Raw genomic sequence first — 25,053 nt, 5'->3', positions numbered from 1 at the left:
TTATTTTTAATAAATAATTTGATATAAAACTTTAAATATTTTGCTCAAGATAATTTACTTAGCCATGACTGCTAGGGAACTGAATAGAAGGGATTACGAAAAGCTCTCAAAATGGGCTTCTGAGTACGATCAAGTAAAGGAGAGAGAAGCTAAGAGGTCTGCAATCCTGAAAGTGTTCTATACTGAGGACTATAGGATGCTGGCCATCAAGAACGTACTTTTTGCGGTAATGTGGCTCTTCATAGGAGGTGCGTTCGCTCTCTTCCTGAGGAGTCAAGCTGGGTTAACCTCAACCGGCGTTCCTGTGGTAATCGCTCCATACTATTATTTCCAGTCTATGACGAACCACGTTATGGACATGATATTCGGCTCGGTTTTCTCCACTGTGTTTGCAGTATCCTTCTACATGATACCTGCGCTGAACGGTTCTAGACTTGTGAAGTGGCCTAAAATAGCTAACGCTGGACTGTGGATAGCTACCATAGGACTCTTCATGATGAACTTGGGAGGAGTAGAGAATCAGTATTTGTTTACCTTCCTGAATCCCTTGAAGGCATCGCCCACTTGGTACATAGGATACATCGTTATGGTCATAGGAGAATGGATGGAGATGGTATCCGTACTGGGTACATCTTTCCTTGGAAGAATTCCTGGAAGGCTAATACCAACTTCTGTGGGATTCATAGTAATGGACATGATCATGATGGCTCTAGCAAACATATCGGTTTTCCTTGACACTCTCTGGAGTCTCATGTCACCGATAGGAGGGCTTGGAATCAACATCTTCGGAGTACCCAATGCAGAGATATGGAAGGGACTGTTCTGGTTTGCGGATCATCCGCTAGTTTATTTCGCACCTTATACCTTGACTGGAGCTATAATAGCAATTATACCTCTGTACGCTAAGAGACCCGTATACAGCGTGAGGTTCACAAGGTGGTTAATACCAGTGCTCTTCGTACTAGGAGCCAGTGTTTACGTCCACCATTTGGTCGATGATCCCTGGCCTCTGATCCTTAGGGACATATTCGCTCAGACTTCCACTGCCCTCATTGCGATACCGTTCGCAGCACTCTGGTTGCTGTTCTTCATAACCTTGGGAGACCCAAGAAAGTTGAAGTGGGATGTTGGACTTGCCTTCATATATGCAGCTGCAATATGGAACATCATAGGAGGTATACAAGCGGAGCCCACACAGCCTACTCCGAGCGTAGATCCGACGGTTCACAACACACTGTGGCTTCCAAGCCACTTCCACATAATGCTAGCACTTTACTCGGTCGGAGGTCTGTTGGGAGTACTCTACGTTGTAGGACCTGAACTCTGGGGAAGGAAATGGTATAGTCAAAAGCTAGGATGGTTACACTTCTGGGGATGGCAGGGCGGAATGGGGCTTCTCGTTACAGCTTTCGCCATAGCCGGATTTTACGGTGCGATCAGAAGGGAAGTAGCTTGGCCTGCGTTCTATGAAGTATACTATCAAATGGCAATGATAGGGGGATGGCTTGCGGGATTCGCTACAATACTGTTCGCATACAACTTGATCCTGACTCTACTTTACGGCGAGAAAGTAAAGGAGACTGATATCCCGATGTGGGCTGTTCAGGTCATAGCGTTAGAGAGACTCGGAATGAGGAGGGAAGGGTACAAGGAAGAAGACATGCCTCTTGCTCTTCCAGCCGACGGAATGATAAGGGAAATATCCACGGAGACGGAGAGGGAAATCACACGGTCCGGTTCAGGAGTAGTTCAGGGAGGGTCTGTGAACATGAAAGAGGCAAAGATAGCAGAGGCAGACGGAAGAGAGATAGCCCTTGGTAGAGGAGAGACAACCCATGAGGACGGGACTTCAAGGTTAAAGCCAGATGTTTAGGGAAAAGGTAACTTATAAACAGTCTCATTTCGAAATAAGTTCAAATAATATATAATCTTTTTTACTTATTTTCCTTTTCAAAAAATAAAAAATAAAGAGTTAAACCTAATAAACATGAGAATGGAAATTTAATTATGGGAACAGAGCCTCACGTGATAACTATCTTCTCGACAAGGAGAAAAGGGAGAGGGATAGCGTGGATGCAGAAAGAAGAAATGTCAAGACTCTCACTTCTCCCAGGCGACGTGATAGTGGTATATGGTGAGAGAATAATTCCTCTCACCGTAATGGAAGGTAACTCAAGGGATATGGAGGTAAACGAAGAAGACTTGAAAGCGCTTGCGGTTAACAGCGGCGAGAAAGTGTTGATAAAGAAATCCGCTCCTGTTGACTTGGACTACGTCTCAATCTCACCTACTGTCCAAAAACAGTTCGACGAAAGGAAAATTAGCTTAGAGCTCAGAGGCAGGCCGATAATGTTGAGGAACATGATCAACACTAAGGAAGGAGAGTTCGTGGTAGTATCTATGTCACCTAGAGGGGAAGTCGGAATGATTACGGGAGATACCAAGATCAACGTAGCCAGCTCTAGTCTCAGACTGACACAGAAGGACATCTCCTTCGTTACCTTAGATGAAGTTGGAGGGCTTTCAGACCAAGTGTCAACCCTCATGGAAATAGCTGAGATAGCACTATTGAAACCTGAGATACCTAGACTCTTTGGTTTGAGGGCACCGAAGGGGGTTCTCCTTTACGGCCCTCCTGGGACAGGGAAGACCCTCATAGCCAAAGCGTTGGCAAACTCGATGATGTCTAGCTTCTTTTACATTAGTGGACCGGAAGTAGCGTCAAAATACTACGGTGAGAGCGAGAAAAGACTCAGGGAAATATTCGAACAAGCTTTCCATGACTCGCCCTCCATAGTTTTCATAGACGAAATAGACGCAATGGCTCCCAGCAGAGATGTAGCCTCCTCTGAGGCAGACAGGAGAATCGTTGCCCAACTCCTAACATTAATGGATGGAGTAAGCTCCAGGTCAGGAGTGCTTGTGATAGGAGCCACGAACAGACCTAACGCTATAGATCCTGCCTTGAGAAGGCCAGGTAGGTTCGATAGAGAAATTGAGATTCCTGTCCCAGGGGCTAAAGAAAGGCTTGACATATTGAAGATACATACCAGGAGGCTCAAGCTCGGAAGCGATGTTAACCTGGAGAAAATAGCCGAGATAACCCACGGTTACGTCGGGGCGGATCTAGAGGCCGTAGTTAGAGAAGCTATGATGATCGCGTTAAAGAGGGAGTCTAACTACGAGAATTTAGTGTTAAACGAATCCGATTTCATGAATGCACTTAAAACCGTTCAACCGTCAGCCTTGAGGGAGTTCAGGTTGGAGATACCCAACACCTCCTGGGAGGACGTTGTGGGACTGGAAGATGTTAAGCTGGAGTTGAAAGAAGTCGTTGAATGGCCTCTAAAGAACAGGGAAATTTACGACTACATCAATGCTGAACTGCCAAGTGGGGTTCTCCTTTACGGCCCTCCTGGGACAGGGAAGACCATGTTAGCAAGGGCAGTATCACACGAAAGTGGAGCCAACTTCATCGCGGTAAACGGGCCAGAACTTCTTAACATGTGGGTGGGAGAGAGTGAAAGGGCAATCAGGGAGGTTTTCAAGAAGGCCAGACAATACTCCCCTACGGTAGTGTTCTTCGACGAGATAGACTCATTAGCCTCAGCTAGAGGAAGCGACCCTAATAGGGTAACCGAGAGAGTGGTGAGTCAGCTCCTTACTGAAATGGACGGGTTGAGCAAGAGAGACGAACAAGTCGTTGTGATCGCAGCCACAAATAGACCTGACATGCTTGATCTAGCTCTGTTGAGACCCGGGAGATTGGAGAAACTAATTTACATACCCCCTCCGGATGAAGACGGTAGGAAGAAGCTCTTTGCCTTTATGATATCGAAACACTCGCATGGAGATATAGATTACGAGAGGTTAGCTAGACTAACGCAGATGTACACCCCGGCTGACATAAGGGGAGCAGTGAATAGAGCAGTGCTATTGGCGATCAGGCGAAGCATAATTGAGGGGGACAGACCTGTACTTAAACAGGAAGATCTAGAACAGTCAATATCAATGATAAAACCTACAGTGAACCCTCAACTGCTCTCTTACTATTCTTCTTTTAGAGAGAGGACGAGGCAGACCGCATATGCTTGAAATTTACGCTATTTTCACCTTGATGGTGTTCTCTTTCGTTTTGGCTGGGATTATGACTTTGGTAGTCTTGGGTGTAGCTGAGAACGAAGTCGTGGATTCAACCAAACTCTTCAAGTTACCTAGGCTTGAGCTGAGGTTACTTTTCATTGTGACATTTTACGTCATTTTCCTAGGAGTGCTAGAAGGGTTCACTTTGTACACAAACGGAATTCTGGTCTCACTTGACTCCGTGCCCTACCTTCTACTTATGTTGTTACCTAAGGGTGATGGAAATGACCACTGAAGGGTTCAGAAGTTTAGTTTATGCTGTAGAGATAGTCTTCGTCTTCGTGTTTCTATACCTCTTTGATATTCTGTACATAAAGAATGGACCCGCCTTCTATGCAGTTTTAGGAATAGCTTTGTTCATTTCACTATATCTAGGCTACCTCCTGATGAAAAACGTACAAAAATACTTCAACTACTAGTAAAAAAGAGACTCATGTGCTGTTCACATGAGGAAAAAGATTGCATGAGATCCTTGTTTTTGTACGGATTAAGAATTTGGCAATCTCCAGTCTTTAACAGCCTTACATCACCGAAGGGGCGATTTAGGTTACTATTAAGAATTGTAATTATGACAAAAATAGACTAAATAAAGGAAATCGTTAAGTGTGAATTCTTACCCAGCCCATATAAGAGCGTTCAATTAAATTCATCTTATTTCGATAAATAAACTGAATTCACAATAGATCCCTGAATGACCCCACCGAAGTCATCTGACAGTTTCAACTTACTATTGTGAAGTAATTTTTCGTTGATTTGTAAGGTTGCTTTGAAGGGTTGAAAATACACGAAAATCGAGAGGTGTCTCCTCTTAAGACAAACAGATGATTTAGTCGTCATTTATCTCGTGAAGCACTCTATGGAAAGGTCTTCCCTCTAAGATTGTTTTACCGTAGGTTGTAGTGTCTTGATATTCCCTCGACGTAGTGAATCTTCTGAATGAATCTAGATCTTCCCATTCAGTGTAAATCATGTATTCATTCGATAGGTCGACTCTTCTGTAAAGTACTGCTTTCTTGAATCCTTTAAAGGATTTAAGAAAAGAATCAACCTTGTAGAATGTTTCCTCGAATTCCTTTTCATGACCGGGTCTTACCTTGTAATAGAAACCCACGTTAATCATGTTATTTTAATAAGATTTATACTTTAAAAGTTTAATCTCAGAAACTTTCTTTTTTAACTTAATTTAAAGGAAAATTAATATCTTTTTTACACCTTTAATTGTTAAGGAGAGTGTCTCATGTTCGTCTTTCATAGTTTAAAACCTTATCTTTTCTAAATAGATACTTCCAAATAGAAACTAGTTCATGTGCTCACCGAGAATAAAAGAGAATTCAGTTACATTTTTCGTAATATCTTCTGAGACTTTAGGCGAAGTCGCTCCTAACCTGAACCTTCATTCCCTTCAAGTCCACATTGATTCCCTTGTATTTCAGGAAGTCCACCAGTGAACCTACCTCGCTCGCGTAGATAGACATCTCAACACTGTGGAGAGATGTCAGAGTCTTCACGTCAAACACACCCTTTAACGTGTCTGATAGAAGGTCTTCCCCGTAACCTGCTACAATGATAGAATCGTCGTCAATATTATCTAAAGTCGAATTATCAACTACGTATTCTAGAATACGATTTTGGATCTCTTTCATGAACTTCCTGAAGATCACCCTCAGGGTGGGCTTGTTTACCATCGAGGAGTCGGCGTAAGTGTCTCCGTAAATCTCCGTCATCATTCTCTCCTCTATGTCTTCCCTGGGCTTTACATACCTCAGTGAGGGAATCCCCTTAGTGAGCTTTTCCCATGTAGACTCGTAGATCCCCCTGTACTCCTTACTCGAAACTGACAATGTCTGCATCAGGTCTATGAGGAGGGAATTGGTCTCCTTGTAAAGGTGGAGGTGCCCCCACAGTCTGAAGGACAAGTCCATTCCGAAAAGTGAGCTGAACAGACCTAGCTTTAATATCTCCTGTTTTCCCTTGGAGGAAAACACAGCCAGAGACGAAGTTCCCATTTCGCTCACAGGAGAAGAAGAGAAGTGCTCCGCTATTGCTTTAACACCTCCCTTATGCGAGACTAATGCCTCCCTAGTAGGTTCCGGTCCCGTGAACCTTCTATCTGAGGTGTAAATCACCACTTGAGCTTTCGTTAAGTGACGTGTGATCAGCAACCTGTTCTCCAAGGTTAGCTTCATGTCTTTGCCAAGAGAACTCCCGCTCAGGATCACGTATTCCGAGTCTAGGAAAGGAGATACAACTTTGCTCATGAGCTCCAGGACTTCCTTGGTTTTACCTTTGATCTCTGATTCGTCGTAGACCTTGAATAGCCTCTGAACGTCCTCCATATCCACGTCCATCATTTCCATTAAGGTGAGCACTGGTAACGTGTAAACTTCGCACTTGTTTTCCTCCACATCTAACTTACCCGCCTTTATGTTCAGGGCCCCTAGGTCGAGAAAGCTGACCTTCATAATCACTCACTTGCAGGACAGGAGAGCTCCTCCTTTCTTCCGGACAGATGACCTCTAGTCCAGAACATCATCTTCTTCATGTCTATCACGGGTAACCCGTCCTCGCCTAGGTAACCTATCTTGTTGACCTCAGAGTCCAGCTTCACAGTACACTTAGCTAGAGTCCCGTCAGACCTGATCACGATAGACCTAGGAGACGACGCATAGCACATGGGAATGTCTTCGTCCTTCAATGTGAAGAAGGAGTCCAGTCTCTTCAGCTTCCTGGCGTATTGTGAAGCCTCCTCGAACTCCTCCTTGGTAGGCAACTTGATCATGCGGTCTAAAGGTCCGCCCAAGTGCGCTATAGGTCTCAACATGAACTTGAACCTCGGGTCGTCGTTGAATTCCTCCATCACGTCTATCAAAGACTTGATGGAGTTAACCTGTCCTCCGTGAAGGTGCATTCTAACCAGGATTTCGAAGTCCAGGTCAGTTTGCATCGCCGACCTCAGGTTAGAGAGTATAGTATTGAAGGTGCCCTTTCCACCCACAGTTGGTCTCACCTTATCGTGAAACTCTCGCTCTCCGTCAAACGTGATCTCATACTGTTTCACTCTCATCTCCACTAACCTGACGAATTTCTCCTTTGACAACAAGTACCCGTTAGTAGTCATCATCCCTTCATATTCATTTCCCCTCACGTGATCTAACACTTCCGTGATCACGTCATACGCTACCATCGGTTCCCCGCCGAAGAACTCTATCAAAAGTTCGTATCCCTCCTTGAAAAGGAAGTCCGTGTATCTCTTTACTCTGTCCACGACCAATGGGGACATCTTGGGTATCGTGAAGGACTCGTAACAGTAAACACACCTGAAGTTGCACTTCTCTGTAGGCATCAGGATCAAGTGGAATTGCTTTCTCCTCATTTGTGTAACAATCGATTTTGAAATTAAAAAGGTTCGTAATTTAACCTAGAATCTTATACATGTTTTTAATAATTTTAGTTTTATTTAACTATTTATATTAGTCTTAATAATAATCAAGAAATTCTCAGAAGAAAGACTTAATAATTTACCCAAATAAGTATAATGTAGGGAAAAACAAATGGCAAAAGTCGATTTAAATGGAGATGGCAAGAGGTCATCGAGTCAACTCGACTTATTGAGGTCTTACGTTAAGAAAGTCGAGTGGTATAACGCTATAGCTAACTATCAGTTATACGGAAACTCACTTTGTGTTATATGCTAAAATTATTTTTTATCTTTATAACTCTTTCTTTTTATTTTAACTAGAATGAAAAATTTAATTGGTTTTATGAACCGAACTAAGATTACCTCTTTTATAGGAGATCGATAAATACTGTTATAATGATAAATCTTAATGAAGTAACGAAAATTTTCAAGAATAAGAAATTGCTAGATAACGTTTCCTTGACGGTCAATGACGGTGAAGTGGTGGGGGTAGTAGGGAGAGGTTTTGAGGTAGATACTCTAGGGAGGATAATTGCCGGAATAACTGGTTATGACAAAGGGACAGTGAAAGTGGATGACATTGAAGTGAAGGGAGGCAAAAGGGAAGTGATATCTAGGGTATGCCTCATACCTAGAGAGTTCAGGGCGAAAGGTCTAACTTTGCATCAAATATTTGAGAAAATAGGGAGAAAGAACTCTGTCCCAAAGAGGGAGATAAAGGCAAGGGAAAGGGACTCCTTTGAGCTCCTGGAGCTCAGAGGACTTGAGGACATGAAATATGAAGAGGTAGATGAGGAGATACGCACTAGATTCATGATCTCCCTCATAATGCTGAAGGAACCAAATAACATTGTTTTTGACAGGATAGAGTCTAAGTTAAACGAGGAAAACGTGGCATTATTGAGAGAACTTGTCAAGGATTGGTCATTTGACGGTAGATCGATCCTGCTGCTATGCAACGACATTAAATGGCTGAAAGGAATCGCGGACAGAATAGTCTTCATGGAGAAAGGGAGAATACTCGAAAACTTCGAAGTCCTAGCTTGAGTGTTTTTATTTTATCTGTATATAATTTTGTAGAGTTAATAGACGAGCTCTATCCCTAAACTTACCCTAACAAGTTGATGTTTAGATTTACTATACATGAATGTAATATATTTAGTAGATTTTGAAGTTCAAATATACTTTATACTATAACTTTTGCTATAATTATTATATCTTAAAGTCTATATTAACTTTGTCCTATCCTTAAGGTTCGAGAGAGAGCCTTAATATGGCATGGTTTCTCGTTTACCCTCTTCATTTCTCCATTGCCATTGCTGTCCTTTGTACGACTTTGACTCTGAAATGGTCACTCCTACTTTTAGAAAAGTATATATTCTATTTTAGTAAATTAACATGAAAATGACATGATCGAGGACCTAATGCGGTTCGCTGAGAGCAAAGAGATAGCAAGGAAACTACTGATAAAGAAGATAAAACTATCAATAGGTCTGGTATACCTTTTAACCTCGTTCTACAGCTCGCTCTACTTTGGGATGTCATTTGAGTCTGAAGCCTTCTCTGTAACAATGTCTTTAATTTTTATATCACTCATTATAACAACAGCATATTCGTTCTTTAAAATAAGAGATTCGTATAAATTAATTCTAAAAATGGAAAAAATTGATGGAAACGATATGGAAGAAGGGCTCAGAAACTCGTTATATTTCTTGATAGCTGTGAACGTAGTTTCAGTCTTCACCATAATAAATCCAATAGAGAGGTCATTTCTGATAATGTCCTTAGCTGAGACTTGGGCTTTATATACGATAGTAGGACTAAAGATTAGAGCGCGTCTAGTTGACTATGTATTACTGATATCTCCTTTATTCATATCATTCTCATTGATATGTGCATACTCCCTGATCGGGTTTTCACTCGTATGGGCTTCAATAGGGATTAAGATGGTGATACACTCGTGGAAAAAGGTGGAATAAGGGAGATAATTGACTTCCTTTCTAGACCGATCTTTGCGTCTACAACTAAGGTAGGAATACTCTTAGCTTTAGTTGGAGCGAAAGAAGCGTCATTCTCGGAGCTTCAGGACGTCTTAGGAGTGAGTAAATCTACCTTGTCTCTCACTTTAGATAGCCTAGAGGAGGAGGGGTTAATCAAGAGCTTTACAATATTCGAAGGACGTCCAAAGAAGCGCATAAGGATAACAGAGGAAGGAGCCAACTTGATAATGACTTACCTCGAGTATTTGGAGAGATATAGAGAGTTCTTAAAGGAGAAGAGTTGACGTAATTCACGAAAGGTTATCTGTCCGGATACATGTAAGGGGGAAGTCCTTCTGGAAATCAGTAAAAACACGTTTTTTCACTTTTCCCATAAATAAAGGAACTACGCCCTCTTTCTCGTCCCTTTAAACATTTCTAGAGAGAAATATATCAAAATCCAAGGGATAACTGACAGGACAGCTAACTCCAGATTTACAGCGTTTACGGGGAAGAAGTATATCATTCCCGGTATAAGGAGATATGCTTGATTCATATTGAAGATAGCGAAACTAGGGACTAAGGCAAAAAGGGATATAAGAGCAGTAGCTAATATGGTGGACATAAATTTCAATTTTGACGGCAATAAAGACATGACGGAGGATAGCTGCGTTTCCAGTACCAAGACCTCTATAGTGAAAACTTTAGCGTATCCGATATTGAAAAGGATAAGGGGAAACAACGCTGATAAGGTCGGTGTGATAGACCCTATGATCGTAGGAACTATCTTGACCTTAGAGTCCGTAGCATAAGAAGTCAAGAAAACCAGGAGCGGAACTAAAAGAGGGAAAGGGCCTAGAAGTCTTACACTTTGATACAGGACTAGATCGAAATAACCGACGTTAATGGTTAAGTTATCTACTTTCACTTCTCTCACGTCGTTACAAAGACTAACCGAAAAAGTACTTGATGAGTGCTCTACGAATCCGGAATCACACTCGTCTACCACGGCCTTACTCTCATTCGTTACCACGAACAAAGTAAGTGGGTCTCCCTTAGTAACAACAGCTACAGTTCCTTTAGAATCGTTAAATGCAGCATATACCTTGATGACGTATAGAGAGTTCCCGTTAGAAAGCGAGAAGGTCTTGGACAGAAAAGGGCTCTTCACTGTGAAGTTTCTATGGTAAGGGAGGTAAAAGAACCCATCATGAGTCACATTAGTGGTGTTACCAGCTATGACAGAAACCCCGTCTGCTGGTTCATCTCCGTCTAACACTAATCCTACAATATGATCATTGTCTTTTATTGCAACTACGGAATACTTGTTTGTATGAGCCAAGCTAAAGAACGACATCGCAATCAGGACTAAGGAGGTTATTAATACGAAGTAAATTATAGAAAGTCTCACAGGATTAATATTAAGGAGAAAATTAAAAACCCTTCAACTGTATTCAGTTCTTCTATATTTTCTGCAAAATTTTCTGAACTATCTTCGTGTATGCTTCTCGTCTCATTTCTTGCCATTTCGTCCTAAACAACTAATCTTGCAATTATACTTCGTCAGACCTTAAAAGACAAGATTTGTATCTCAGGTCTACACAGATCTTGAGACATTAACGTGAGACACAAAGAGGTCCCTACGTCCCATGTCTAGGAGAGCTAACGATCTAACAATGTGGGAGGTATGATAAGCCTTAGACGCCAATACTAAATGAAGCTGCTTTACTATTTAAAGTCCGATGAAGTATATTTACAGGAGGTGCTTCCTATTAAACGAAGGTGTAAAATCTTCGGTTCTCTTGCTAACTGTCCTCGAGAAAGTAAGTGATAAAGGTAAAACCGTTCTCTATAGTTACAAAAACTTTTTTGTTTCATTTTCCCTTTACTCTCTGTGGTTACTCTAGAAGAGGCTAAAAACGCCTTCAAGCCAAAGCTAAAACCAATAGAATGGAAAAAGGACTCTCTTCTGCTCTTGGACCAGTCCCTCTTACCCTTTCAGACCGTGTGGGTGAAACTGACAGACCCGGAGGGAGTGGCTTCGAGTATAAAGAACATGCAAGTTAGGGGCGCACCGGCTATAGGAATTACGGCTTCCTACGGAATGGTCCTCTCAGTGAGGGGGGACAACTTAGATGAGGCAATTTCCTCCATGAGGAAAGCTAAGGCCGTTCTAGATTCTGCCAGACCTACTGCAGTTAACTTGTCCTGGGCCACATCTAGGATGCTCGAGAAGGCGAACTTGGCTGTTGAGCAGGGAGAGGTGAAGGACGTCAACGAGCTCAGGGAGCTCATGGAGAGAGAGGCCAACTCCGTGTTCGAGGAGGAACTAGAAGCTGAACTCAAGATGGGAATTTACGGCCTCGAGAAAATAAATAGCGGGGACGCTGTCCTAACCCAGTGCAACGCTGGAGGGCTCGCTACCGGTACTGGTCTCGGTACTGCGCTCGCGCCAGTGAAGTTGGCCCACGCCTTGGGTATGGACGTATCCGTCTTCGCCCCAGAGACAAGACCTTGGCTGCAGGGAAGCAGACTCACGGTGTACGAGCTGATGACAGACGGTGTGAAGACGACCCTCATCACTGACACAGCTGTAGGTCTGGTCATGTACAAGGGAATGGTGCAATCTGTCATGGTGGGAGCAGACAGGATACTGAGCGACGGCCACGTTTACAACAAGATAGGCACTTTCAAGGAAGCAGTGATAGCGCATGAGATGGGGATTCCTTTCTTTGCTTTAGCTCCAACGTCTACGTTCGACATGAAGAACAGGGTTGAAGATGTCAAAATAGAGGAGAGGGATCCAAACGAGGTAAGGTACATAAGGGGCGTCCCTGTGGCCCCAGCCGAGGTAGAGGTCTATAACCCCGTCTTTGACGTCACCCCTCCTAAATATGTTACTGGAATAATAACGGAAAACGGAATAATTTACCCGCCTTTCGAGAAGAACGTGAGGAAGATAGTTGAGAGATAAGAAGACGCTACCGTATACTTTCACTTAATAGAGAATTGAGACATACACTCGATAATGTGAGTTTCCATGGCCTAACTAAAAACGCAGTTTTCCTATTCATTACTATATATATGTATGTCTTTCACCTCATTATACTTAATTGGAAATTTAAGGATTTAAATGACCTGAGTTTTAACTAGAGTCGTAACCCTGAGTTTTCCTTTTTAAACCGCTAAAGAAGTGAAAGAGAGAGGTAGAGGACATCCACGGAAGGTCGTCTTATTCCTATCAAGAGACTCGAGGCTCGATTTTTAAAAGTTGTAACTAAAATCGATTTATGGACACTAAACTGATGAAGAAATATTTTATTGTTCTAATAATATTAATAATTGCACTAATTGCCATCGCCTCTGTTCCTAAGAACAGTATAAATGGAAACACTGATACAGTCACCAATACAAACACCAACATGAAACAAACTCCGAAGACAATTAACTCCTCTGAGATTAGCGATGTCTCTAAGATAGACTCGCTCATGAAGTTAACTTTGACCTACTATTCGACAGTTTACAATAAAACGCTTCACATTTACGCTGAATGTCCGTATTCATCAACTTATTATCTAGAAAGTGACAACTTCTTGGCTGACATTGCCTTGAGATATCTTAACCAGTCACCTCAAATTAACTTTTACGGAAAAGTGAGTTTATCTCCTTATCTTCCTTTAGACGGGATCCACAACTTCACCTGGAAATTCCATGACCCTTCTCTAGAGATACTTAACGGAAACGTGGTTACATGCTCTTTCTCGAACTCGTCCATGCCTTATCTTTCCTGGTACGAGTACGCTGACACTAGCTTCCTTTACTCGATCTACGAGGTAGAGAACGGAAACCTGACCTTAGCAGAACAAGCCTTCTCAGACGGAATGAACTTCTGGAACGGTTACGGATTCATGGACGATAGTTATAACGGTAAGTATTCCTCCTATAAGCTAGCTCTGGCTATCATAGCGTGGAAATACATCAACTCAACGAATTCCTCTTTTGCGTCATCCTTTGAACCAGAAATGAGCGAAATATATAACATATCGTACCATCTTCAGTCCTCCATAGGGGGATTCTTCACTTGTTACGAGGTCTTTAACGGTCACGTTATACCTGAAGGGAACGTGAACACTGAGACAACTTCGCTTTTCGTTATAGCATTCCTTATGAAAAGTGGAGATCCAATCTATGTAAAAATGTAAACAAAAAAGGAGTTTCGGAAAATACGTCCTATATACACGATTATCCATCTTTCTTTTTCTTTCTCTCTCCTCTCTTTTTCTCCTTCAAGCCCTAGTACTAGCTTTTACCTCTTTTTTCACAATTTCGTCAACTGGTTTGGCGTATTTATTTAACAGGATTAGGAGGAACAATAAAACTGGAACTAAAACTCCGAAGAGGTCCTTTAACCCTATGATCTGAGCCAGAGCTCCAGCTGCTGAGGGCGTCACAACTCCCACTAACATCATGGTAGCAAAGAAGACGCTATTTGCAGCGTTCCTCTCTGAAGGTGAAAATGTCCTGCTTATTGATATTACCGACAGGGGGTAGGTGAGCCCGTGAGGTATTCCGAGTACGAGCAGTGCCAAGGCGAAGGAGTAAACGTTTCCTCCAAACAGTATTAGGCTTAATCCGACTGCTGTCATAGAAACAGCAGCAGTAGCGTGTAGCCTAACGCTATCTGGGGGTCTTATTGAAAGGTAGATCCTTGACGCAAGTGAAGTTGCAAAGAAGAGAGTGAAGAGTCCAGTTACCTCAGCGAAGGAAACATGGAACTCGCTGACGGCGTAAATTCCTCCGAAAGCTAGTATCACGGCGAAAGGTATGTTGTAAGCTAGGATGTTCAACACTGCAGTCTTGAAGCCTACGTTACCCAGAACGTGCACCTTTCCCTGTTCTACTCTGCTCTCTGGCGGGAACTTTATAAAGAAGGACAGTAAAGCCGCTAGAACACCGAGAGGAGTGAAAAACAGAAAGACATCAGCTAAACTGAAGGAAGAAAGTATAGCAGTCTCTATTGCCGGACCTGCTACTAGACTTGCGCTTAACGCCAACGTATAAATTGAGAGCAACCTTTCCCTAGCTCTTCTGTCCTCAAGTAGACCAGCGGAAGTTATGATGTTAGGCATCACGGAACCTAACGTAAGTCCTGCGACCCCCGTCAATAGCCACAAAGTGAGGGGACCCACTAAGTAGTAAAGGGGTAATACCACAGCGTAAGCTATTGAAGACGCTATGAATACCTTTCTCCTGGTGGAGGAAGGCAATCTGGAGTTCAGGAGACCGCTGGTCACGAAAGTTCCGAGTGAAAATACTGCAGAGATTAAACCTACCTCAGTTTGCGTGAAGTGGAAATAATAACGTGAAAGCAAAGGTACAGTAGTAGATATCATGTTGTTGGATGCTCTCACAGCGAAGGTCATGGTAACTATAACTAAAAGTACTTGCAGGAATTGAGCTTTCGAGTTCATAGATATAGGTATAGAAATGACCTATTTAAGTTTGAATTTAAAAGACATGGAAAATAGTTCTTCCTATTTTACCTACACGCTATATCTAATTTACTTAAGTAAGAGTGTTACAAGAAAATGGGGATTAATTGAATTCGATTTCCACCAGCATGTAGTTGTTAGTTACTATCTTTCCATTATTTTTGCCTTGAAGAATCACTAATTAATTTAAATTCTATTGTGGTGAATTAACTCATGGCATTTCTCAGATGTTACATGTGCAAGAACATGTGTGGGGTAATAGGAACTACAGATGGAAAAACAGTCAGGGTGTCGGCGAACAGAGAACACCCTCAACCGGGGATATGCGATAGGGGTGCAGCAGGACCTTACTTGGTGAATCCTCTGTCATACGCTTCCTTTCAGGAAGTATATAGAAGCATACTCACAGGTCGCCTTATCCAATCAACGTCCTCATGGTAGTTGCTACTAACTTAGATGGAAGAGACCCCAACTCTGAGATGGTGAGGAGAGCGTTATCCAAGGTTGATTTCATGGTAGTTGTGGGCGTGATGCCGTCAGACGTGACGGAGTACGCTGATTTGGTGTTAGCGAAATCCACATACCTAGAGAGGGACGAGCTCCCGTTACTTGTGGGCTTGTCGCTGGAGTCTTGGGTAGATATACATCAAAAGGTGATAGACCCAATTTATGACACCAAGCCTCTATGGTGGATCGTCCTTGAGCTTGAACACAGGCTGGGGTTGTCAAACGACACTTTCGAAACTTTAGAGAAACAAGTGTTAGATCAACTCCACGTGAATAGAGAAGAACTTTACTCTAAGGGTTGTATGAAACTTGCAGATAATGTATACTAGGTCTATCCTTATCGTAAACCCCTGAATACCCCATCAGGAAAGATAGAGATTTACTCCGAGACCCTCAAGATTCACGGCTATTACCCGATTCCCACTTACGTGGAGAAGAACGTAGCCCCTAGAGACCAAGATGAGTTCTTCCTCACTACTGGACACACGCTTTATCACACTCAGGACAGCATAACCTTCGACATACCTACCTTAGTGAGGATAGCGCCTGACAACCCATTGATTATAAACGCTGAAGTTGCCAAGAAATTGAGCATAAACGACAACGACGAAGTTGAGGTAGTCTCACTCACTACAAGTCAGAAGGTTAAGAGCAGGGTAAAAGTGACAGACGGGATCAGGAAAGACACTGCGTTTGCATACTTCGGTTTCGGGAGGCACTCTAAAGAAGAAAAGGTAGCGTACGGTCACACGGATTCGACGTAAACAAACTGATCAGCGATCAAATAACCGACCCAATATCTGGTAGTATAGCACAGTCCCTAAATGTGGTAAAGATCAGGAAAATCTAGCAGATTGGCTTGATTTCTCACGTTCCTGCTATACACGTTTTACCTTTCATGTATATACTGCCAAAAAACCGAGACTCCATGTACTTACAGTAGTATTGAAATTTATTTATATCATTTTATTATATTGTTAAAAACTGGACATGTGGAGAAAATTTAAATTTAGATAAGTTCTCTACAGCTTCAACACTGAAAGTGTTTTTAAAGGATATACAGAAGAGTTAGGCTTTCTTAATTACGATGATTCAGGTTTTCGTTGTGAATTGTAATTATGGCGAAAATAGATCAAATAGAGGAAATTGTCAAGCATGAATCCTTACCTAGTCCATAAAAGAGCCCTCAATTAAATTCATTTTATTCCAATAAATAAACTGAATTCACAAAGGAGACGTGAGTGTCCCCTTAATTACCGAAAGGATCGGATTAGTTGAGTTCTCTTTAGTTTCTGTAAAGGCTCCGTTTATAAAAATCATCTTAAAAAGAAAGATAACGATGTGTTACATGGTTGAAGACGTTACACTAGATAATAGGGAAGAAGAAGGAAAAAGTCTATTTTCTAGAAAAGAGAGTGATAATAGATGGAGAGCCTGAAGAAGGACTTCCTGGAACTTCTAGAGAAGGACAACGAATTCAGACTGACCGTGATGGGGTATCTAGGATTTAAGGAGATAATAGACAGACTGAACAAATTAGACGAGAAGTTCGATAGACAGCACGAGGAGATAGTGAAACTGAACGAGAAGTTCGATAGACAGCACGAGGAGATAGTGAAACTGAACGAGAAGTTCGATAGACATGAGGAGGAAATAAAGAAGATATGGGAGGAGCTGAAGAAGTTGAACGAGAAGTTCGATAGACAGCACGAGGAGATAGTGAAACTGAACGAGAAGTTCGATAGACATGAGGAGGAAATAAAGAAGATATGGGAGGAGCTGAAGAAGTTGAACGAGAAGTTCGATAGACAGCACGAGGAGATAGTGAAACTGAACGAGAAGTTCGATAGACATGAGGAGGAAATAAAGAAGCTGAGAATAGATTTCGAGGAGCAGAACAGAAAGAACGAGGTCAGATTTTCGAGAATAGAACAGACCCTAGGAGATTTGACCGAGGCTACGATCTCCCGATTCTTCTTAGACGACCTTAAGGAGGAAATAAGGGACGAAGGAGACAAGATAATATCCAGGAAGAGAAGGGTTGAAACACCGAACGGGGAAGTCGACCTAGTAGTGGAAACTAGCAGATCTCTTTACATAGTAGAAGTGAAGGTTCGCCCGAGGAGGGACGATATAAGCTCTCTGGCGTCTAAGACAGCCAACCTAATCTCGGAGAAGAACAAGGTCGCTATCCTTGCTGGGACAGTGATAAAGAAGGATCTCTATAAAGTGGCGGAGAAATATGGAGTTAGACTTTATGAATACTAAGAGGTTATGTCTGATGAGAACTCAATATTAATTTTTTAAGTGTTTCCCACGATTTCTTAAAAACATATCTTTCTCCTTTGCAAACTAAATTAGAGTATTTCCAAAAATGCCTTACTACGTTATGCGTTACTTTACCACATAACCCTCATCACACGATCTCCTTAGACGTCTCTTCTAGGGACAAACCTTTAGTCTCAGGCAAGACCAACAAGAATAGGAGCAACATCACCAAGTAAATAGTTATTGAGGGTTATGAAAGCTCCTATTAATCCATAGTCGTGTACTAACAGCGGGAATATCAATGTCCCTATCGCCCCTCCAGTCTTGGCTATGGCTACCACGAACCCTTGTATCATTCCCCTGAGTTTGGAAGGAGTTAGTTCAATGGCAGGTAAACCTGTCCCAATTATCGTATGTGTACCTATGTTGTACACGAAGTAGTAAGTGGAAATAAGGACGAACAAACTCGTGTCTGGAATAACGTTCCTCAACGCTACGAACAGGGAAAGCACAAGGATAAGGGATACCAACGAAAGAGTTTGGGACAGTTTCCTTCCCTTGTCTATCAACCACGTCCACGAAGGCACCGGGTAAGGCGAACCCCAGGTCAGTTACTATCTTGTATACAGCAGGATCAGTTATCCCTATGCGATGGGCTATTAAGGTAGGGCTGAACTCCTTTATACCTATGTTAAAGTCCAACATGGACCACATCAATGCGGAAATGAGGAAAGAGCTTCCAGTTCCTCTTAAGGTACACTGTCCTTGGTGTTTTATCCACAGTGATATTTATCTACCTCTACGTTTTCGCTGGTTATCTGCTTCACAGCCTCGTTTAACTCCTTCAAATCCCCTTTAACCCTACCCAGATACCTGACCGTATCTGGAAGCTTTCTCCTGAAGTAAAACGTGCTCAGTGCGGGGATCACCCCCAGAGATAAGGTGATTCTCCACATAAGTGAGGGTTAACGTGAGCTAACAGAAGTCCCAGGAAAACTAGGGACGCAGCTATGTCGCCTAGCGTTATCATTACAACTCTCCCTATGGCTATGGCCTTTCCCCTATCCTTGGAGTTGGAGTTCTCCGGTATTATCACGGGAGAAAGGACTAAGTCGGCACCTACTCCCACACCTATCACTATCCTGAGGAGGACGAGTTCGATGGGGCTGTTCACAAGGAACTGGGCTGCAGAGCCTATACCCATGAGCAGGACGTCTATTCCGTAGTATTTCTTCCTACCTTTGTTGGAGAGAATCCCGAAGATCACTCCTCCTATTACCATACCGAAATAGCCTGAGGAGACCAGTAGTCCCTCTAAGATGGGTTTCTCTGAGCTCACGACGTGAAGAGAAGACAAAGTTATGAGCAAAGTGAGTGATATGGCTGTGCCCTCATATCCAACAGTGAAAACTCCCATTCCCGTGACGAAAGCGTTTTTGCTTATGAATTTGTTCCACTTCAAATTGTCAATATAGGAGAAAGGTTTCATATTGATCGAAGCTCACTATCTTTATCTTTTAAAAAAATTTTTCTATATAAGTCTTTTATTATTTTATATTAATATATAGAACTCTATATACATTTATTTTCTTACGTCAATTGTAATATTTTGGTAGCTGAGTCGTTCTTTAGGCACGTAGTTTAGCCTTGAAGCTGTTTTATCCTTATGAGGTTGAAGGGAGTTGAAGGACCCCAGTATATGGACACCCCGCTTTCAAATGAAGGCTAAATATGGAAAAGATATGCGCTTCAATGACGTCAAGGACGGGGCGAGCGTAACCTAGACAATTGTAAGCGAGGATCTCATATACGTCTCTGCTCACCAATAGTCTCCAAGACACGTGGAATATTCACTGAAGTCAAGTCGGGACGGTTGTGCGGAGCTTCGCCCTCCACCAGTTCACTGTTGACAAGGTGGAGGTATGAAGCCTCTAGTGAGAGCGGTAATTCACGTAATGGAATGGTCAGGCGTATTTTTATGTTTCGTCCTTTTGATATCCTATGGATATCTTGGAATTTCCCTTGGATAGGGAGTACCTGACTATCTCGTCAGCTATCTATCCTGAAGGGATTTCTAAAGTAAACAAGGTAGTCTTAGGTATAGTGCCCCACAATTACGACAGCGTTACTCCCGTCAAAGACGTGATGTCAGTATGCGATTGTCGAAGTTCTCTCGTCTTCATGACAGCTGCAAGGAAACACATAATGAAAGACGAGGGGATTTCCTGCTTTTCATGAGCGCCGGAATTGGGAAAAGCGGTGATCACGCAGGAAAGACCATTAACGTCGGCGTTTTCCTGAGGAGAAAGGCATACATCAACGCAATGGTAGACATGGTGAGGACAGTCAGTGAAGCTAAGTGCTCATACCTAATGAAGTTCGACATAACAGGGACTGCCAGTGACGCGACTGCTATAGGGATATCATACGGAGAGACGGAGACCTTCTTGGGACCTTCCACGCCCATAGGAAAGAAGGTAGCAATTTCAGTGATCGACACGTTAAAACTCCTGCTAGATGATGGAGAAGGTAATCCCACTATCACGTGAAAGCATTAAATGTTTCTCAAGTAGTATTTTTACTATATTGAATCTTTTTTATGATAACTTATGTTTAAATTATCACAAATTTCTATCATAGTTCTGACTAATTCCAGTGACAGTTAACCTAATGAAAACTGAGCTTTTACTCCAAAATGTCTTTACACTGTATTACATCGCGCCGGATCTTTCGAAACAGTTACTTTTTAGTTACAGATCGCTGTTAACTGTCTTTCACCGTTCTGAATATTAGGTCGTGTACCTTAAGCGAGAAAGTCCTCATTATGCTGTAACCTGCTGGCGAGGCTTGCAGCATTGAGCTGAACTCCTCCATCCCGATCTTCTTCAGCGCGTCCTCATCGGCCCTCATAACGACCTTAGTGTTCGCGAGGGTAAGTATCAAGTCGTTCAAGTCTGTAGGGCGGTGAGTAGCCAGTATTGTACCTATCCCCCTTACTCTGCCCAGCCTCATGATCCTGTTGATGAGCCTCTCTAACCCTTCCTTTTCGTCGTCCTTCCTGCTTTGCGGGAAGTACTCATGGGCTTCATCAAATATCATCAAGTACGGGGTCTCCTCCCCTTCGCTTTTGTACCTCTTGTCTACTATCTCAAAGATCCTCTGAGCTATGATGAACGCTGACATGGTAGCAGTTGAAACACCTCTCTCGAGCGCCCACCTCAAGTCAACCACGGTTTTGCCATTCATGATTTCCTCGTATTTAGGTTCGTCAAGTAGCGACTTGCTGTCCTTGAACTTAACGTCTATCACCCCGGTGTTCTTGAGGAGGTTCACGGACCTGATTATGTTGTCCTGAGTAGTCTTATGGATCCTCATCTCATCCATTAACTCGGAGCACTCTTCCTCCCATTTGTCCACCGTCGAGAGACACTCTTCTGATATGGACTTGAAGAACATTGCTCCTTGTAAGGTGAAGAAAGGCGAGACCTCTGGTAGGAAGTTGTATGTCTTTCTCAGTTGAAAACCCGTCAGGTAAAGGAAGAACTCCCCCTCTTCTCCTTCAATGATGAACTTTCCGTCTTGTACGTCCTTTATGGAACCTTTCAGGTTACTCCTCTTGAGGAAGAGGTTAACGAAGTCAGTGACCTTAGTAGCGTACTCCCTAGGTAAAGGGAGGACTACGTTGCCTCCTATCCTGGCAGCAGTCTTCACGTAGTCACCTTGGATGTCGAAGACGACTGCAGGGGTCTGGCTCCTCTTCAACAATACCCTCAAAAGGTTGGTCTTCCCCGCCCCCGTGGTCCCAACTACCAAGACGTGGTGCCTCGTTATGTCGTGAGTTAACTTCACCGGAACGTCCATCTCCTTGTAACCCTCCATGACCTTTCCTATCTCAACCCCTTGATCTGGTATACCCAACATCCTCTTCACGAAGTCCGTGCTAGGAATGAAGATGGGGCTCTGAGGGTCCACAGGGGAAGACGGAGGTACAACCTCTCCGTCAACTTCCTCAGAAAGCAATTCTAGGTTCACAGCCAACGAGGTAGTCATGCCTGAAGGGTCCTCCACGGGAGTGAGGGCGGGTACCTTGGACAGAGCTAGGATATCACTCCTCTCCACCGCGGTTATCCTGCTGAGTATCAGGGTGCCTGAGACCGGGAGGGAGATCCCCAGGTAGCTCCCCACTAGAAACCTCTTCTTAAGGTAAGTCTCAAAGGGGATCTCAGCCCTGATCTCCTTTTCCTCGTCACCGTGGGTGAGAGGTATCACCCTTGAAGCTAAACCCACCACTTCCCCGTTCTTGGACGCCCTCTCCCTCGCTTGTTCTATCATGTCATGAAGAGACAAGTTTACCTCACCTCACTCGTTTAGGTCCCTCTTGGCTTCCACGAAGGAGTTCCAGTCCTCATAGTTTACCCCCAACATGGTCTTAGCGTAAACGAAGGACAACACGAAAGTGGAAGCGCTCAGCCTCTTGGACATCTTGTCTGCGACCTCTATGAAAGTAGGTATCCCCCTGATAGAGGCGTTCCTGGCTGAGGTAAAGACTCCCCTACAAAGGAGTTCCCTGTCTGTGCTTTCAACGCGAAATACGCTGTCCCTGACCTTTACGTACACCATGTATCTGGTCACTTTCCCTCCCTTCAGGTTAACCTCCTCCTTGTAGACCGGCGTAAAGAAGACGTCTGACTTCACTGACTTGGACATCTCATGGACTATTACGTCGTCTGTGGAACCCAACAGACGGGGGAATTTACTCCCCACTTTCTCTTCCCTTGATAATTTCCTAGTGAATGAAAGCCTCTTCACTACCCCCACAAGTTTCTCCCTCCGTCTCCTCGAGGCTAACTCCTCGAATGCAGAACGGTAGGGCTCACCCACCATCTCGAGGTAAGGACCTGGAACCACGGGACCGTCGACCACTACCACGTTCTTTGACGTCTCTATGAAGTGGTTCTCCAAGGAGATCCTAAGTTCGTCCAGGATATTATCGTCCTTGTACTCCAAGTCGTACTCTACCCCGTTCACGTTCTCCGTCACCAGTAGGTCCCCGAGCGCAGCTTTGACCTTCTCTAAGGCTTTCTTTGAACCCTTAACCGCGATGAAGGGAACCAGGGAATCCGAGGGAACCATCACATGTATCCCGTTGTCGTTCCCGTAAAGTGATGCCATGTAAATGTTAGCTCCCTTCACTTGTATCACTCGAGAGGAAGTATCAAGGTAAGCGAACTCGTTTAAAGGCTCGCACTCCCCCAACTCGCCGTCCTCATAAACTGGAGTAGAGTCGACAACGTCTACTTTCTGCATAACGCCCAAGTAAGGCTCGTCCTTTGACGCTTCAGCGAGAGCTTTCATGAGCTTCTCTATTACGTCCTCTAGTCCCATTTGTAAAAATAGTTTCCAAGTTTAAAAAACATTATGTTTCTACACTTTTGAGAAGCTTTCTTTGAAGATGAAAATGCTAGAGATATTAATTACTACAGAGAGAAAGTATACCTATACCATGGCTATATTCTATCTCAGAAAACTGAAACAGCATTCTTGTGTTTTGATTTAGATAGAGTCACAAATACAAAGAGTATTCAGAATCGTTATAATGTCTATCATAGTATATCTGTAGTTAAGTGTTATACGTTTATATGAATTACAACCTCTTCGCCGTCAAACTAAAAACAATCAAAGAATTATCTATCGTCTTATTGTGACATAATGCTCACCTTACAATGTAGTTAATTCCTTGTATTTAGGAGATCTCAACTTCTGTACAAGTTCTTGTAACTCTCTTTAGATTAATTTAGCTATCCTAGGAAGAAACGCTTTTTTACTTTTCTCTCTTTTTTCTTTGTGCTATGGTATCAATTCAGAACGTTCAAAAATACGAAAGATTCATGAGACTGCTCTTCCTCTCAGTTGCTCTAGGAGGTTTCACGGATCTCTATGACACGGCTATAGTGGGAGGAGGATCATTAACTCTCATTAAGACCCTCCATTTGACAAGTGCTCAGTTCGGGCTCTTTGGAGCTTCTACCTTCATAGGAGGAGCTGTAGGGGCGTTCAGCTTCGGTCTAATCTCCGACAAAATAGGGAGGAAAAAGACCTTCGTGATAACTCTCCTCGTCTTCATCATTTCCGAACTGCTCATTTCAGCTTCAACAAGTTACGTAGAGCTGTTAGCATTGAGGCTTCTGGTAGGGTTTGGAATAGGTGCAGACTACCCCCCTGCCTTAACTATGTTATCGGAATACTCTTCCAAGGAACAGAGAGGAAGGTATCTCATAAAGTTCCTCATAGTGTTCAGCCTAGGAGGGATGACATCATATTTCGTAGCTACTGCATTACTTCCGTTCGGGCTGCTCCAGTGGAGGTTGCTTTTCCTCACTGGAGCAATACCTCCCATGATAGCACTCATCTTGAGGAGGAAACTTCCGGAATCTCCAAGATGGTATGCTACAAAAGGTATGCATGACAAGGCAGAGGCTTCCATGGAAGAGATGGGGCTAGAGCCCGACATCTCACAGTTCACTAAAAGGGAACAGGAGGTGAAGGAGGCGAGGTTGTTCAGGATATTCTTACCACTTTTGGTTTCAATATTTGCAATCAACTTGCTTTTGAACCTTCCGCTCTCTGGACTGGTTGCACTTAACCCTATCATACTGTCCGCGTTGAAGATACCTTCAAATCTGGTGTTAGTGTTCTCAGGTTTAGCGTTCCTCGGAAGTCAATCCCTCGGAGCAGTCCTAGCTTATCCCCTTTACGACAAGGTGGGAAGAATTAGAATGCTCCTGCTAGGCTCTGCAGTCACAGGTGCGTCTTTGATTCTAATGTCTTTCCTTGCGAAACCCTCATTTGCGTACTATTTGGTAGTTCTGTTGGCAGTAGCCGGGATCTTCGCTTCCTTCTATTTGCCCGTGATCTATTCACTAAGCACCGAGATATTTCCTACCAAGATCAGGGGAACAGCACAAGGAATGGGAATACTTGCAATTAGAATAGCGGGAATTATAGGAATATTCGGCGGTTCTCTCATCTCCGCAGCTTACGGGACTCACGGTCTCCTCCTAGTTTACGGTGTGATCAACTTCGTAGCGTTCTTCATAGCGCTTTTCACTCTCTATGGAAAGATCAAGGTAGAAGGAAGGGAATTAGAGGACATCTCGGATGAAATAGTTGACGAGAAAACTGACTCCAGGATCGAGAAGTCTAAGCGTTCTAAGACCTAATTATGAGTCTTCCAGTTTTTCTTCCA

Annotated in this window: 27 protein-coding genes; 17 read left to right on the top strand and 10 right to left on the bottom strand. The window is 43.2% G+C overall.

Translation table 11 applies throughout. The features are described from left to right. Positions 1 to 64: 64 nt before the first annotated feature. From IC007_RS01540 to IC007_RS01525, 4 genes are all read left to right on the top strand, one after another. Positions 65 to 1,873, top strand: a complete 1,809-nt coding sequence (locus IC007_RS01540; protein ID WP_149528893.1) for a cbb3-type cytochrome c oxidase subunit I — start codon at positions 65 to 67, stop codon at positions 1,871 to 1,873. 134 nt (positions 1,874 to 2,007) lie between these two features. After that, positions 2,008 to 4,095: an AAA family ATPase gene (locus IC007_RS01535; RefSeq protein ID WP_054846311.1), complete on the top strand. Its 2,088-nt coding sequence runs from the start codon at positions 2,008 to 2,010 to the stop codon at positions 4,093 to 4,095. Beyond that, the gene (locus IC007_RS01530; protein WP_054846310.1) at positions 4,088 to 4,378 is read left to right on the top strand and encodes a hypothetical protein; all 291 of its coding nucleotides are present in this window, start codon (positions 4,088 to 4,090) and stop codon (positions 4,376 to 4,378) included. The genes IC007_RS01535 and IC007_RS01530 overlap by 8 nt, the downstream gene beginning before the upstream one ends. Then, the gene (locus IC007_RS01525) at positions 4,368 to 4,562 is read left to right on the top strand and encodes a hypothetical protein (protein ID WP_149528250.1); all 195 of its coding nucleotides are present in this window, start codon (positions 4,368 to 4,370) and stop codon (positions 4,560 to 4,562) included. Before IC007_RS01530 ends, IC007_RS01525 begins: the two co-directional genes overlap by 11 nt. Positions 4,563 to 4,969: 407 nt before the next feature. On the opposite strand, the gene IC007_RS01520 is transcribed toward IC007_RS01525, so the two are convergent. The 3 genes from IC007_RS01520 to IC007_RS01510 form a co-directional block, all read right to left on the bottom strand. Then, on the bottom strand, positions 4,970 to 5,263 hold the full coding sequence (locus IC007_RS01520) for an antibiotic biosynthesis monooxygenase family protein (RefSeq protein WP_054846308.1): 294 nt from the start codon (positions 5,261 to 5,263) through the stop codon (positions 4,970 to 4,972). A gap of 244 nt (positions 5,264 to 5,507) precedes the next feature. Then, positions 5,508 to 6,605: a hypothetical protein gene (locus IC007_RS01515; protein ID WP_054846307.1), complete on the bottom strand. Its 1,098-nt coding sequence runs from the start codon at positions 6,603 to 6,605 to the stop codon at positions 5,508 to 5,510. Positions 6,606 to 6,607: 2 nt separating this feature from the next. Next, positions 6,608 to 7,516, bottom strand: coding sequence for a radical SAM protein (locus tag IC007_RS01510; RefSeq protein WP_054846306.1), 909 nt, complete (start codon positions 7,514 to 7,516; stop codon positions 6,608 to 6,610). 178 nt (positions 7,517 to 7,694) lie between these two features. On the opposite strand from IC007_RS01510, the gene IC007_RS13125 reads away from it, so the two are divergent. The 4 genes from IC007_RS13125 (at position 7,695) to IC007_RS01495 (ending at position 9,845) form a co-directional block, all read left to right on the top strand. After that, complete coding sequence (locus IC007_RS13125; RefSeq protein WP_156303803.1) at positions 7,695 to 7,838, top strand: hypothetical protein; 144 nt, start codon at positions 7,695 to 7,697, stop codon at positions 7,836 to 7,838. A gap of 119 nt (positions 7,839 to 7,957) precedes the next feature. Beyond that, positions 7,958 to 8,608, top strand: a complete 651-nt coding sequence (locus IC007_RS01505; protein WP_054846305.1) for a P-loop NTPase family protein — start codon at positions 7,958 to 7,960, stop codon at positions 8,606 to 8,608. 362 nt (positions 8,609 to 8,970) lie between these two features. Next, positions 8,971 to 9,540, top strand: coding sequence for a hypothetical protein (locus tag IC007_RS01500; RefSeq protein ID WP_149528249.1), 570 nt, complete (start codon positions 8,971 to 8,973; stop codon positions 9,538 to 9,540). Further along, on the top strand, positions 9,522 to 9,845 hold the full coding sequence (locus tag IC007_RS01495) for a MarR family winged helix-turn-helix transcriptional regulator (RefSeq protein ID WP_054846303.1): 324 nt from the start codon (positions 9,522 to 9,524) through the stop codon (positions 9,843 to 9,845). The genes IC007_RS01500 and IC007_RS01495 overlap by 19 nt, the downstream gene beginning before the upstream one ends. 101 nt (positions 9,846 to 9,946) lie before the next feature. Here the strand turns inward: IC007_RS01495 and IC007_RS01490 are convergent, their stop codons facing one another. Further along, positions 9,947 to 10,951, bottom strand: a complete 1,005-nt coding sequence (locus IC007_RS01490) for a hypothetical protein (RefSeq protein WP_054846302.1) — start codon at positions 10,949 to 10,951, stop codon at positions 9,947 to 9,949. 465 nt (positions 10,952 to 11,416) lie between these two features. Between IC007_RS01490 and IC007_RS01485 the strand changes: the two genes are divergently transcribed. Both IC007_RS01485 and IC007_RS01480 read left to right on the top strand, forming a co-directional pair. Then, positions 11,417 to 12,514 carry an S-methyl-5-thioribose-1-phosphate isomerase gene (locus tag IC007_RS01485; RefSeq protein WP_054846301.1) on the top strand — a complete coding sequence of 366 codons (1,098 nt, stop codon included), beginning with the start codon at positions 11,417 to 11,419 and terminating at the stop codon, positions 12,512 to 12,514. A gap of 316 nt (positions 12,515 to 12,830) precedes the next feature. After that, positions 12,831 to 13,742: a hypothetical protein gene (locus IC007_RS01480; RefSeq protein WP_054846300.1), complete on the top strand. Its 912-nt coding sequence runs from the start codon at positions 12,831 to 12,833 to the stop codon at positions 13,740 to 13,742. 84 nt (positions 13,743 to 13,826) lie between these two features. On the opposite strand, the gene IC007_RS01475 is transcribed toward IC007_RS01480, so the two are convergent. Continuing rightward, positions 13,827 to 15,011, bottom strand: a complete 1,185-nt coding sequence (locus IC007_RS01475) for an MFS transporter (protein WP_054846299.1) — start codon at positions 15,009 to 15,011, stop codon at positions 13,827 to 13,829. 234 nt (positions 15,012 to 15,245) lie between these two features. Between IC007_RS01475 and IC007_RS13120 the strand changes: the two genes are divergently transcribed. The 4 genes from IC007_RS13120 (at position 15,246) to IC007_RS01465 (ending at position 17,807) form a co-directional block, all read left to right on the top strand. Further along, complete coding sequence (locus tag IC007_RS13120) at positions 15,246 to 15,473, top strand: hypothetical protein (protein ID WP_156303802.1); 228 nt, start codon at positions 15,246 to 15,248, stop codon at positions 15,471 to 15,473. Next, positions 15,467 to 15,868, top strand: a complete 402-nt coding sequence (locus IC007_RS13115; protein WP_156303801.1) for a molybdopterin-dependent oxidoreductase — start codon at positions 15,467 to 15,469, stop codon at positions 15,866 to 15,868. The genes IC007_RS13120 and IC007_RS13115 overlap by 7 nt, the downstream gene beginning before the upstream one ends. Positions 15,869 to 15,967: 99 nt before the next feature. After that, positions 15,968 to 16,303, top strand: a complete 336-nt coding sequence (locus IC007_RS13110) for a molybdopterin dinucleotide binding domain-containing protein (protein ID WP_162205004.1) — start codon at positions 15,968 to 15,970, stop codon at positions 16,301 to 16,303. 661 nt (positions 16,304 to 16,964) lie between these two features. After that, positions 16,965 to 17,807, top strand: coding sequence for a PDDEXK family nuclease (locus IC007_RS01465; protein ID WP_149528248.1), 843 nt, complete (start codon positions 16,965 to 16,967; stop codon positions 17,805 to 17,807). A 194-nt stretch (positions 17,808 to 18,001) separates the two neighbouring features. On the opposite strand, the gene IC007_RS01460 is transcribed toward IC007_RS01465, so the two are convergent. From IC007_RS01460 to IC007_RS01455, 3 genes are all read right to left on the bottom strand, one after another. Then, on the bottom strand, positions 18,002 to 18,394 hold the full coding sequence (locus IC007_RS01460; RefSeq protein WP_149528247.1) for a hypothetical protein: 393 nt from the start codon (positions 18,392 to 18,394) through the stop codon (positions 18,002 to 18,004). Positions 18,395 to 18,580: 186 nt separating this feature from the next. Then, positions 18,581 to 18,736, bottom strand: a complete 156-nt coding sequence (locus tag IC007_RS13100; RefSeq protein WP_156303844.1) for a hypothetical protein — start codon at positions 18,734 to 18,736, stop codon at positions 18,581 to 18,583. Continuing rightward, positions 18,733 to 19,296 carry an MFS transporter gene (locus IC007_RS01455; protein WP_054846715.1) on the bottom strand — a complete coding sequence of 188 codons (564 nt, stop codon included), beginning with the start codon at positions 19,294 to 19,296 and terminating at the stop codon, positions 18,733 to 18,735. The genes IC007_RS13100 and IC007_RS01455 overlap by 4 nt, the downstream gene beginning before the upstream one ends. 512 nt (positions 19,297 to 19,808) lie before the next feature. Here IC007_RS01455 and IC007_RS13095 point away from each other — a divergent pair. Beyond that, complete coding sequence (locus IC007_RS13095; protein WP_054846714.1) at positions 19,809 to 20,045, top strand: hypothetical protein; 237 nt, start codon at positions 19,809 to 19,811, stop codon at positions 20,043 to 20,045. Beyond that, positions 20,042 to 20,356 (top strand): adenosylcobinamide amidohydrolase, encoded by a 315-nt coding sequence (locus IC007_RS01450; protein WP_054846713.1) that lies wholly within the window; start codon positions 20,042 to 20,044, stop codon positions 20,354 to 20,356. The genes IC007_RS13095 and IC007_RS01450 overlap by 4 nt, the downstream gene beginning before the upstream one ends. Positions 20,357 to 20,570: 214 nt before the next feature. Here IC007_RS01450 and IC007_RS01445 read toward each other — a convergent pair whose 3' ends face one another. Continuing rightward, entirely contained in the window at positions 20,571 to 22,154 is a 1,584-nt protein-coding gene (locus tag IC007_RS01445) for an ATP-binding protein (RefSeq protein WP_232048961.1), read from the bottom strand. A 12-nt stretch (positions 22,155 to 22,166) separates the two neighbouring features. Beyond that, on the bottom strand, positions 22,167 to 23,192 hold the full coding sequence (locus IC007_RS01440) for a DNA double-strand break repair nuclease NurA (protein WP_232048960.1): 1,026 nt from the start codon (positions 23,190 to 23,192) through the stop codon (positions 22,167 to 22,169). A 464-nt stretch (positions 23,193 to 23,656) separates the two neighbouring features. Between IC007_RS01440 and IC007_RS01435 the strand changes: the two genes are divergently transcribed. After that, positions 23,657 to 25,027, top strand: a complete 1,371-nt coding sequence (locus IC007_RS01435; RefSeq protein WP_054846712.1) for an MFS transporter — start codon at positions 23,657 to 23,659, stop codon at positions 25,025 to 25,027. The last annotated feature ends 26 nt before the right edge of the window (positions 25,028 to 25,053 follow it).

The organism is Sulfuracidifex tepidarius (assembly GCF_008326425.1).
GTDB lineage: Archaea > Thermoproteota > Thermoprotei_A > Sulfolobales > Sulfolobaceae > Sulfuracidifex > Sulfuracidifex tepidarius.
This window is presented reverse-complemented; position numbering and strand designations above follow the sequence as displayed.

What these genes read in the sequence shown, in the direction of transcription:
- IC007_RS01500 (WP_149528249.1), top strand. Translation starts at nt 8,971, where the DNA reads ATGATCGAGGACCTAATGCGGTTCGCTGAGAGCAAAGAGATAGCAAGG.
- IC007_RS01515 (WP_054846307.1), bottom strand. Translation starts at nt 6,605, where the DNA reads ATGAAGGTCAGCTTTCTCGACCTAGGGGCCCTGAACATAAAGGCGGGT.
- IC007_RS01450 (WP_054846713.1), top strand. Translation starts at nt 20,042, where the DNA reads ATGAGCGCCGGAATTGGGAAAAGCGGTGATCACGCAGGAAAGACCATT.
- IC007_RS01455 (WP_054846715.1), bottom strand. Translation starts at nt 19,296, where the DNA reads ATGAAACCTTTCTCCTATATTGACAATTTGAAGTGGAACAAATTCATA.
- IC007_RS01505 (WP_054846305.1), top strand. Translation starts at nt 7,958, where the DNA reads ATGATAAATCTTAATGAAGTAACGAAAATTTTCAAGAATAAGAAATTG.
- IC007_RS01525 (WP_149528250.1), top strand. Translation starts at nt 4,368, where the DNA reads ATGACCACTGAAGGGTTCAGAAGTTTAGTTTATGCTGTAGAGATAGTC.
- IC007_RS01540 (WP_149528893.1), top strand. Translation starts at nt 65, where the DNA reads ATGACTGCTAGGGAACTGAATAGAAGGGATTACGAAAAGCTCTCAAAA.
- IC007_RS13095 (WP_054846714.1), top strand. Translation starts at nt 19,809, where the DNA reads ATGGATATCTTGGAATTTCCCTTGGATAGGGAGTACCTGACTATCTCG.
- IC007_RS01435 (WP_054846712.1), top strand. Translation starts at nt 23,657, where the DNA reads ATGGTATCAATTCAGAACGTTCAAAAATACGAAAGATTCATGAGACTG.
- IC007_RS01530 (WP_054846310.1), top strand. Translation starts at nt 4,088, where the DNA reads ATGCTTGAAATTTACGCTATTTTCACCTTGATGGTGTTCTCTTTCGTT.
- IC007_RS01535 (WP_054846311.1), top strand. Translation starts at nt 2,008, where the DNA reads ATGGGAACAGAGCCTCACGTGATAACTATCTTCTCGACAAGGAGAAAA.
- IC007_RS01440 (WP_232048960.1), bottom strand. Translation starts at nt 23,192, where the DNA reads ATGGGACTAGAGGACGTAATAGAGAAGCTCATGAAAGCTCTCGCTGAA.
- IC007_RS01510 (WP_054846306.1), bottom strand. Translation starts at nt 7,516, where the DNA reads ATGAGGAGAAAGCAATTCCACTTGATCCTGATGCCTACAGAGAAGTGC.
- IC007_RS13125 (WP_156303803.1), top strand. Translation starts at nt 7,695, where the DNA reads ATGGCAAAAGTCGATTTAAATGGAGATGGCAAGAGGTCATCGAGTCAA.
- IC007_RS13120 (WP_156303802.1), top strand. Translation starts at nt 15,246, where the DNA reads ATGGCATTTCTCAGATGTTACATGTGCAAGAACATGTGTGGGGTAATA.
- IC007_RS01520 (WP_054846308.1), bottom strand. Translation starts at nt 5,263, where the DNA reads ATGATTAACGTGGGTTTCTATTACAAGGTAAGACCCGGTCATGAAAAG.
- IC007_RS01465 (WP_149528248.1), top strand. Translation starts at nt 16,965, where the DNA reads ATGGAGAGCCTGAAGAAGGACTTCCTGGAACTTCTAGAGAAGGACAAC.
- IC007_RS13115 (WP_156303801.1), top strand. Translation starts at nt 15,467, where the DNA reads ATGGTAGTTGCTACTAACTTAGATGGAAGAGACCCCAACTCTGAGATG.
- IC007_RS01480 (WP_054846300.1), top strand. Translation starts at nt 12,831, where the DNA reads ATGGACACTAAACTGATGAAGAAATATTTTATTGTTCTAATAATATTA.
- IC007_RS01475 (WP_054846299.1), bottom strand. Translation starts at nt 15,011, where the DNA reads ATGAACTCGAAAGCTCAATTCCTGCAAGTACTTTTAGTTATAGTTACC.